Genomic DNA, 8,386 nt, shown 5'->3' with positions numbered 1-8,386 from the left:
TGGTCCCAGTCCTGCTCGATCTGCTGCGTGCTCCGGCTCTGCTCCATACCCTCAAGCGTACCGGCGTTCGAGTGACCAAGTTGGAGTTGTCCACATCAAAGACCCTGTGCTGCAAATGAATTGGGCCACCATCACCTGAAGCGCGAGGCGAACTCGCCGGGCGTCATGCCGGTCGCCTTGCGGAAGTCCCGGGTGAAGTGCGCCTGGTCGGCATAGCCGAGCTCGGCCGCGATGCCGGCTAGTTCGGCGTCGGAGTCGCGCAGCCGGTCGGCCGCTTCCTGGAGCCTCCGGCGCCGGATGAGCCACTTGGGTCCGAGCCCGATCCGCTTGTGCAGCAGGCGTTGCAGCGTCCGCTCGCTGATGTCGAAGCGTGCACAGAGGTCGTCGACCCGCAGCAGGTCGGGAGAGGTCTCGACGTCCTCGATGATGGCGTTGACGAGGAGTCCCTCCTCGTCGACCGGGAGCAGCGGCCGCAGGGCGTCCTCGACGGCCTCGCGCGCCACGGACTGCGCCTCCGCCGAGGTCGGGTCGGGTCGCATCGCCGACCGCACCCGCCGGGTGAGACCGATGCCGTCGAAGGTCGTCAGCGTCGACACGTCGACGTAGCGGTCGGTCATCCGGCGCACGGGCTCGCGCGTCATGAGATGGCCCGCTGCCGGTTGCAACATGACGCCGACGGCCCAGCCGCGCCCCGTCAGCATCTGGTGCGAGAGTCCGGACACGACGCCGTAGAAGCGCGCGTAGCTGTCGGACACGACGACGAGGCAGACGGGATACTGCAGGACCCGCTGCACCGAGTCGCGGCCTGCGGGCACGTCCCACACCGGGATCCAGAACCGGCGGGCGAGGTCTTCGAGGTCCGGGGAGACGGAGCTGCGCGCGATCGACCACGTGTGGTCGGTGGGGTCGACGAGATGGGCCCGCTCGATGTCGTCGCGGGCCGCTGTCCGTCCTGCCCCGGCAGACGTCGTCACGTGTCGGAAAGTATCAAGACCCACCGACGGGCGGCTTCCTACGGTGACGTCATGACCTCACCGAGCACCCCCAGCATCGACGTCCTCTCCGCCTACGTCCGTCTCGCCGAGCCCTTTGCCTCCGTCGTCGACCGCGTACCGAACCACGCCTGGGACGACTCCAGTCCCTGCGCGGGCTGGAGTGCCCGCGACGTGCTGACCCACGTCGTCACGACGCAGCGTGACTTCCTCGAGCAGCGCGGCGTCGATGCCGCGGCCACCCCCTCCGGTAGCGACCCACGCGCCCTGTGGCGGGCCCACGACGATCGGATGCGCGAGCTGCTCGCCGACCCGGACATCGCCGGCCGGGAGTACGCCGGGGCCTTCGGCCGCACGACCGTGGGCGCGTCCATCGTCACGTTCTACGGGTTCGACCTCGTCGTCCACCGCTGGGACATCGCCGTGGCCGCCGGGCTCGAGGAACGCCTGTCGGACGAGGAGCTCGAGATGCTCGACCGTTCGGCCGACGGCTTCGGCGATCACCTCTACGACGACGGCGTCTGCAAGCCGGCCGTACCCGTCGGGCGCGGCGCCGACCGTCAGGAACGCGTGCTCGCCCGGCTGGGCCGACCGACGCCGGCGAACGCCTGAATCGTCAGCGCGCCCAGAGGTACTCGACCTCGGGACGCCCGGCGCCGGCATATCTCGACCGTCGCACGACGACCTTCGTCTCGCAGAGGTACTCGGCGTACCGGCGCGCGGTGACCCGACTGACGCCGAGCTCGTCGCCGAGCTCGGACGCGGAGCGTCCGCCATCCGCCTCGCGGAGCAGTCGTGAGACGCGGGCGAGCAGCTCCTCGCCCATCCCCTTCGGGAGCCGCGCCTCGGCTGCGACACGCGCTCCGGCGAAGACCTCGTCGACCTCGGCCTGGGTGCCGACCTCGGCGCCGCTCGTCACCTGGTCGCGGTAGGCACGGTAGGCGAGCAGCCGCTCCCGCAGGGTCGCGAAGACGAAGGGCTTGAGGACGTACTGCACGATCCCGAGCGACACTGCGGCGCGGACGACGTCGAGGTCGCGCGCGGACGTGACGGCGATGACGTCGGCGCGGTGGCCGGCGGCACGCATGGCGCGCACGACATCGAGCCCGTGCCGGTCGGGGAGGTTCATGTCGAGCAGGACGACGTCGATCCCCTTGTCCTGCAACGTCTTCAGCGCCGCCTGCGACGTGCCCACCGTCGCCACGACCTCGAACCCGTCGACCCGGCCGACGTATGCCGTGTGGGCTTCCGCCGCGATCGGCTCGTCCTCGACGACGAGCACGCGCAAGACGTCAGTCATCGTCGCTCCCGCCACCGTCGAGCACCCCACCGGCGGGCAGCCGCACGGTGAACGTCGCACCCGGCGGCCCAGACACGGCGAGGGTCCCGCCGAGCCGGTCGACCGTCTGACCCACGAGGGCCAGCCCGATGCCGCGGCGACCCGCGCTGCCCTGATCCTTCGTCGACCACCCACGCCGGAACGCGTCCTCGACGGCACCCGGAGGCAGCCCCGGCCCGTCGTCGGCGACCTCGAGGACGGCATACGCCTCCTCGACCCTCGAGTCGAAACGCACGTGCCGCTCGGGGCGTGGCGTGCCGGGCTCGCCGGCCACGGCATCGAGGGCGTTGTCGATGAGGTTGCCGACGATCGTCACGACGTCACGCGAGGGTGCGACGTCGCGCGGCCAGTGCGCGCCCGGTTCGATCGCGAAGCCGATGCCGCGCTCGTGCGCCTCGGCGGCCTTGCCGAGCAGCAGAGCCGTCAGGGCCGGCTCGTCGACCGAGCCGACGACGCGGTCGGTGAGCAGCTGGGAGACCTGCAGCTCGTCGGTGGCGAAGTCGAGCGCCCGGTCGCTGTGCCCGAGCTCGATGAGGCTGACGATCGTGTGGAGCCGGTTGGCCGACTCGTGGGCCTGCGAGCGGAGCGCCTCGGTCAGGCCTCGGGCCGAGTCGAGCTCTCCCGTCAGGGCTTCCAGGTCGGTACGGTCGCGCAGCGTCGCGACGTGGCCGAGCAGGCGTCCCTGCCAGCGGGCCGGCCCGCGGTTGAGCACGAGGACCCGCGCCGACGTCACGTGCAGCTCGTCCTCGTGTGTCGCGTCGTCGGTGAGCGCGGCCGTCAGGGCCGGGGCGAGCCCCAGCTCGGCGACCGGGCGTCCCACGGCGTCGGCGGGCAGGGCGAGCAACCGGGTCGCCTCGTCGTTCGCGAGCCGGAGGTGACCGTCGAGGTCGGTGATGACGAGACCCTCGGTGACGGCGTGCAGGACGGCGTCGTAGTACTCGTACATCTCGCGCAGCTGCTGCTCGCCGAGTCCGTGGGTCTGCCGCCGGATCCGGCGCGACACGAGGCCCGTCCCGAGGCCCGAGAGCAGCGCGGCCACGAGCCCGGCGAGGAGCAGCACCGGCAGCTGGGCGCGCACTCGCTCACCGACGGCCGACTTCCGGATGCCGACGGAGACGAGCGCGACGACCTTCCCCTGGTCGGTGACGGGCACGACGACACGTGACGACGGCCCGAGCGTGCCCGTGTAGTCCTCCTCGACGACCCCGCCCGCGAGTGCCCCCTCCGTGTGCCCGAGGAACTTCTTCCCGATCTGCGTCGGGTCCGGATGGGTGTAGCGGATCGCGTCGCGGCTCATGACGACGACGAAGTCGGTGCCCGACTCGACCCGCACGCGCTCGGCGTACGGCTGGAGCACCGCCGAGGGCTCGGGACCCTGGACGCCGGCGATGACGTCGGGCGTCGCCGCCATCGTCTCGGCGACCGCGAGGGCCCGGGCGGTGGCCTCCTGGTCCCCGGCGCGCTGTGCCTGGCCGTACGCCCCGGCGAGCCCGGCGACGACGACGAGCACCGCGATGAGCACCTGGAGCGCGAAGGTCTGCCCCGCCACGCTCCACCGCCCCGGGGCCGTCAGCACCCGTCGCGAGAACTCAATGAACACAACCGTGACCCTAGTCACTGACCGCGGGAGCCTCGTCACATTCACCGGTCCCGCGCCCAGCACGGGACCCAGCCAACGGAGGTCACCGTGAGTTCCACCGCCGACAGCGCCGTCGACGCCCAGCCGGGCTCGACCCCGAAGCGCGACCGCACCCACTATCTCTACATCGCCGTCATCGTCGCCATGGTGGCGGGCATCCTCGTGGGATGGGCCTTCCCCGAGGTGGGCAAGAGCCTCAAGCCCCTCGGCACCGGCTTCGTCAACCTCATCAAGATGATGATCACGCCGATCATCTTCTGCACGATCGTGCTCGGCATCGGCTCGGTCCGGAAGGCCGCCCAGGTCGGCAAGGTCGGCGGCCTCGCCCTCGGCTACTTCATCACGATGTCGACCGTCGCCCTCACGATCGGGCTCGTCGTCGGCAACATCATCAAGCCCGGTGACAGCCTCGACCTCACAGCCGCCGTCGCCGAGTCGGGCGCCTCGCAGGTCGATGCCAAGGCCGAGGGGGCGGTCGACTTCCTGATGCATCTCATCCCCGACACCCTCGTCTCCGCGCTGACCTCGGGCTCGGTGCTCCAGGCCCTGCTCATCGCGCTCCTCGTCGGCTTCGCGCTCCAGAAGATGGGCAAGCAGGGCGAGCCGATCCTTGGCGCGATCAAGCACCTCGAGCGCCTCGTCTTCCGCCTCATGGCGATGATCATGTGGGCCGCCCCGATCGGTGCGTTCGGCGCCATGGCCGCCCTCGTCGGCGCGACCGGCATCGGCTCGCTGACCAGCCTCGGCAAGCTCATGGCTGCCTTCTACGTCACGTGCGTGATCTTCGTCTTCCTCTTCCTCGGCAGCATCCTCAAGGTCGTCACCGGGATCAGCGTCTTCTCGCTCTTCCGCTACCTCGGCCGCGAGTTCCTCCTCATCCTGTCGACGTCGTCGTCGGAGTCGGCCCTGCCGCGCCTCATCGCCAAGATGGAGCACCTCGGCGTCTCCCGACCGGTCGTGGGCATCACGGTGCCGACCGGCTACTCCTTCAACCTCGACGGCACCGCGATCTACCTGACGATGGCGAGCCTCTTCATCGCCGAGGCGATGGACAAGCCGTTCAGCATCGGCGAGCAGGTCAGCCTCCTCGTCTTCATGATCATCGCGAGCAAGGGCGCCGCCGGCGTCAGCGGTGCGGGGCTCGCGACCCTCGCCGGTGGCCTCCAGTCGCACCGTCCCGACCTCGTGCCGGGCGTCGGCTTCATCGTCGGCATCGACCGCCTCATGAGCGAGGCCCGCGCGCTGACGAACTTCGCCGGCAACGCCATCGCGACCGTCCTCATCGGCACGTGGGTCGGCGAGATCGACCGCGACAAGGCGTCACGCGTCCTCGCCGGGCAGGACCGTTTCGACGAGGCGAGCATGCTCGACCACGACGACGAGGTCCAGGACGACCAGGTCCCGGACACCCGCGGTCACGAGCCGGAGCTCGTCGGCTCGAGCCGCTGACCCATCCGTCGAGGGGCCGCGAACCAGCCGGTTCGCGGTCCTTCGTCGTCGTGGCCCATCTCACTCAGCGCGTCGAGAACCTGTGGGCACCATTGGCATACATGCGGATTCACGCTTGCGTATGCCGTCCGCCCCCTCCTCGCGACGCCCTCGTTTTGCGCTCGTCCCCCCATCTTCGACACAGTGGTCGCTTCATCGAGACATCTGTGACACGTAACTGTGAGGAGACAGACGGCACCTCGTCGGGTTGCCGTCCATGACGTATGAGTGAACTGACCAAGAGCCCCGACGACGCGCTGCACCCGGCGCTCGAGCCACCACCGGTGAACCACGAGGAGGCCGCGCCCTCCCGGGTCGACAAGGTCGTCTTCGGCGTCGCCGCCGCCGTGGCCATCGCCTTCGTCCTCTGGGGCGCGCTCAGCACCGAGAGCCTCAGCACGAGCGCCTCCGCCGGCCTCGACTTCGTCGTGCACAACACGGGCTGGCTCTTCTCGCTCGTCGCCTCCGGCTTCGTCGTCTTCGTCATCTGGCTGGCCGCGAGCAAGTTCGGCAACATCCCGCTCGGCGGTGACGGCGAGGCTCCCGAGTTCCGCACGTCGTCGTGGGTGGCGATGATGTTCTCCGCCGGCATGGGCATCGGCCTGATGTTCTACGGCGTCACCGAGCCGCTGACCCACCTCGTGACCCCGCCGCCCGGCACGGGGGCCAAGGGCAACCCCGAGGCCGTCCAGACGGCGATGGCGACGACGATGTTCCACTGGTCGCTGCACCCCTGGGCCATCTATGCCGTCGTCGGTCTGGCCGTGGCCTACGGCGTCTTCCGCAAGGGCCGCTCGCTGCTCATCAGCTCGGCCTTCGCCCCGCTCTTCGGTGAGAAGCGCGCGAACGGCCCGGCGGGCAAGGTCATCGACATCTTCGCGATCTTCGCGACGCTCTTCGGCTCCGCGACCTCGCTCGGCCTCGGCGCCCTCCAGATCGGCTCCGGCCTCGAGATCGTCGGCGGCATCGGCAAGGTCGGCAACGGCGTGCTCATCGGCATCATCGCCGTGCTCACCGTCTGCTTCATCCTCTCGGCCGTCTCCGGCATCGAGAAGGGCATCCAGTGGCTCTCGAACATCAACATGGTGCTCGCGCTGGCCCTGGCGTTCTTCGTCTTCGTCGTGGGCCCGACGGTCTTCATCCTCAACCTCGTGCCGACGACCATCGGCTCCTACTTCAAGGACCTCGCGATGATGTCGGCCCGCACCGACGCCGCGGGCGGCGACGGCATGAAGGACTGGCTCGCCGGGTGGACGATCTTCTACTGGGCCTGGTGGGTCAGCTGGACGCCGTTCGTCGGAATGTTCATCGCCCGCATCTCGCGCGGCCGCACGATCCGCCAGTTCGTCTCCGGCGTGCTGCTCGTGCCGTCGGTCGTCTCGCTCATCTGGTTCGCCATCTTCGGTGGCGCCGGCATCGACCAGCAGCAGCACGGCCAGGACATCGCCGGTCAGGCCTCGCCCGAGGGCTCGCTCTTCGCGATGCTCGGCCACCTGCCGTGGCCGACCGTGACCGCGGTCGTCGTCATGCTCCTCGTCGCGATCTTCTTCGTGTCGGGTGCCGACGCCGCGTCGATCGTCATGGGCACGCTCTCCGAGAAGGGCACGCTCGAGCCGTCGAAGAAGACCGTGGTCTTCTGGGGCGCGGCCACGGGTGCGGTCGCCGCGATCATGCTGCTCATCGGCGGCGAGGACGCCCTGTCGGGCCTCCAGAACGTCACGATCGTCGCGGCCCTGCCCTTCCTCGTCATCATGGTCGGGCTGGCCGTCGCGCTCGTGAAGGACCTGTCGCGCGACCCGCAGGTCGTCCGGCGCCAGTACGCCGTCGCGGCCGTGGAGCACGCCGTCGTCGCGGGCGTCAGCGAGCACGGCGACGACTTCTCGCTCACGGTGCAGGAGACCGCGCCCGGCGAGGGCGTCGGCGAGATGGTCCAGACCGACCCGGTCGCCGACCAGGTCGTGGCCGAGGACGTCGCGGCCCAGGACGGGCTGGGCGGTGCGGTCGACGAGCAGACCGTGAGGGTCGGCGCGTCGATGCGCCTCTGACGAGGTCGCTTCAGACCGCCACCGGAACAGTTCCCTCGCGCTGAGGCCACTCGACGAGCAGGCGGCAACCCGACGGACGAGACGCAGCTGCCGGCCTACCTCGTCGCCACGAGCGAGGGGCGCCTCGGGGTGCTGAGGCTGGCGCTTGCGCAGGGCGCCCGGGTCGACGACAAGGATGGCTGGAACGGCACCGCCCTCATCCGTGCGGCAGAGCACGGGCTCGACCGACTGACAGGAGTTCTCGTGAACGCGACCAGCACCGACCCCGTGAAGGACCCGGACGCCGCCCTCCTCGCGGCCGCCGCGTGCGGTGACGCCGACGGAGTTGCCCTGGCCCTGCGCGCCGGTGCGGATCTGGAGACGCGGGACACGAAGCAGCGCACCCCGTTGCTGCTCGCGGTGACCGGCGACCACGTCGACGCCGCGCGGGTGCTCGTCGCGATGGGTGCCGACCCGGACGCCCTGGACGACCGCCACGACACGCCGTGGCTCGTCACCGGCGTCACCGGCAGCGTCCCGATGCTCGAGGCGCTGCTGCCGGCGGGACCCGACCTGACCATCCGCAACCGCTTCGGCGGCGTCTCCGTCATCCCCGCGAGCGAGCGCGGCCACGTGGACTACGTGCGTCGCGTCGTCACGACCGGCATCGACGTGAACCACGTCAACGACCTCGGCTGGACGGCCCTGCTCGAGGCCGTGATCCTCGGCGACGGCGGTACGCGCCACCAGCAGATCGTGCGCATCCTGCTCGACGCCGGCGCCGACCGGTCCCTCGGCGACACGGAGGGTGTCACCGCGCTCGAGCACGCCCGCGCCCAGGGGTATGCCGCCATCGCCCAGATCCTCGAGCGTGGCTGACCCGCCGGGCGAGTCATCACCGGCG

Annotated in this window: 7 protein-coding genes; 4 read left to right on the top strand and 3 right to left on the bottom strand. The window is 70.5% G+C overall.

From position 1 onward, the window contains the following. Positions 1–131: 131 nt before the first annotated feature. A complete protein-coding gene (locus NR112_RS22965) occupies positions 132–974 on the bottom strand; it encodes a helix-turn-helix transcriptional regulator (RefSeq protein WP_256795067.1) in 843 nt (280 codons plus the stop codon). A 51-nt stretch (positions 975–1,025) separates the two neighbouring features. Here NR112_RS22965 and NR112_RS14770 point away from each other — a divergent pair, with 51 nt between their 5' ends. Next, positions 1,026–1,604 carry a TIGR03086 family metal-binding protein gene (locus tag NR112_RS14770; RefSeq protein ID WP_256795066.1) on the top strand — a complete coding sequence of 193 codons (579 nt, stop codon included), beginning with the start codon at positions 1,026–1,028 and terminating at the stop codon, positions 1,602–1,604. A 4-nt stretch (positions 1,605–1,608) separates the two neighbouring features. Here the strand turns inward: NR112_RS14770 and NR112_RS14765 are convergent, their stop codons facing one another. Then, positions 1,609–2,292, bottom strand: a complete 684-nt coding sequence (locus NR112_RS14765; RefSeq protein ID WP_256795065.1) for a response regulator — start codon at positions 2,290–2,292, stop codon at positions 1,609–1,611. Continuing rightward, positions 2,285–3,931 carry a sensor histidine kinase gene (locus NR112_RS14760; RefSeq protein WP_256795064.1) on the bottom strand — a complete coding sequence of 549 codons (1,647 nt, stop codon included), beginning with the start codon at positions 3,929–3,931 and terminating at the stop codon, positions 2,285–2,287. The genes NR112_RS14765 and NR112_RS14760 overlap by 8 nt, the downstream gene beginning before the upstream one ends. 87 nt (positions 3,932–4,018) lie before the next feature. On the opposite strand from NR112_RS14760, the gene NR112_RS14755 reads away from it, so the two are divergent. The 3 genes from NR112_RS14755 to NR112_RS14745 all read left to right on the top strand — a co-directional run bounded on the left by NR112_RS14755 (position 4,019) and on the right by NR112_RS14745 (position 8,361). Further along, a complete protein-coding gene (locus NR112_RS14755) occupies positions 4,019–5,419 on the top strand; it encodes a cation:dicarboxylate symporter family transporter (protein WP_256795063.1) in 1,401 nt (466 codons plus the stop codon). 263 nt (positions 5,420–5,682) lie between these two features. Continuing rightward, positions 5,683–7,503: a BCCT family transporter gene (locus NR112_RS14750; protein ID WP_256795062.1), complete on the top strand. Its 1,821-nt coding sequence runs from the start codon at positions 5,683–5,685 to the stop codon at positions 7,501–7,503. A 243-nt stretch (positions 7,504–7,746) separates the two neighbouring features. Beyond that, entirely contained in the window at positions 7,747–8,361 is a 615-nt protein-coding gene (locus NR112_RS14745) for an ankyrin repeat domain-containing protein (RefSeq protein ID WP_256795061.1), read from the top strand. Positions 8,362–8,386: the final 25 nt, after the last annotated feature.

Origin of the sequence: Terrabacter sp. Ter38 (assembly GCF_024519435.1) — a bacterium.
Taxonomy (GTDB): domain Bacteria; phylum Actinomycetota; class Actinomycetes; order Actinomycetales; family Dermatophilaceae; genus Terrabacter.
Note: the sequence above shows the minus strand (reverse complement) of the source record. Positions and strands in the feature narration are given on the sequence as shown.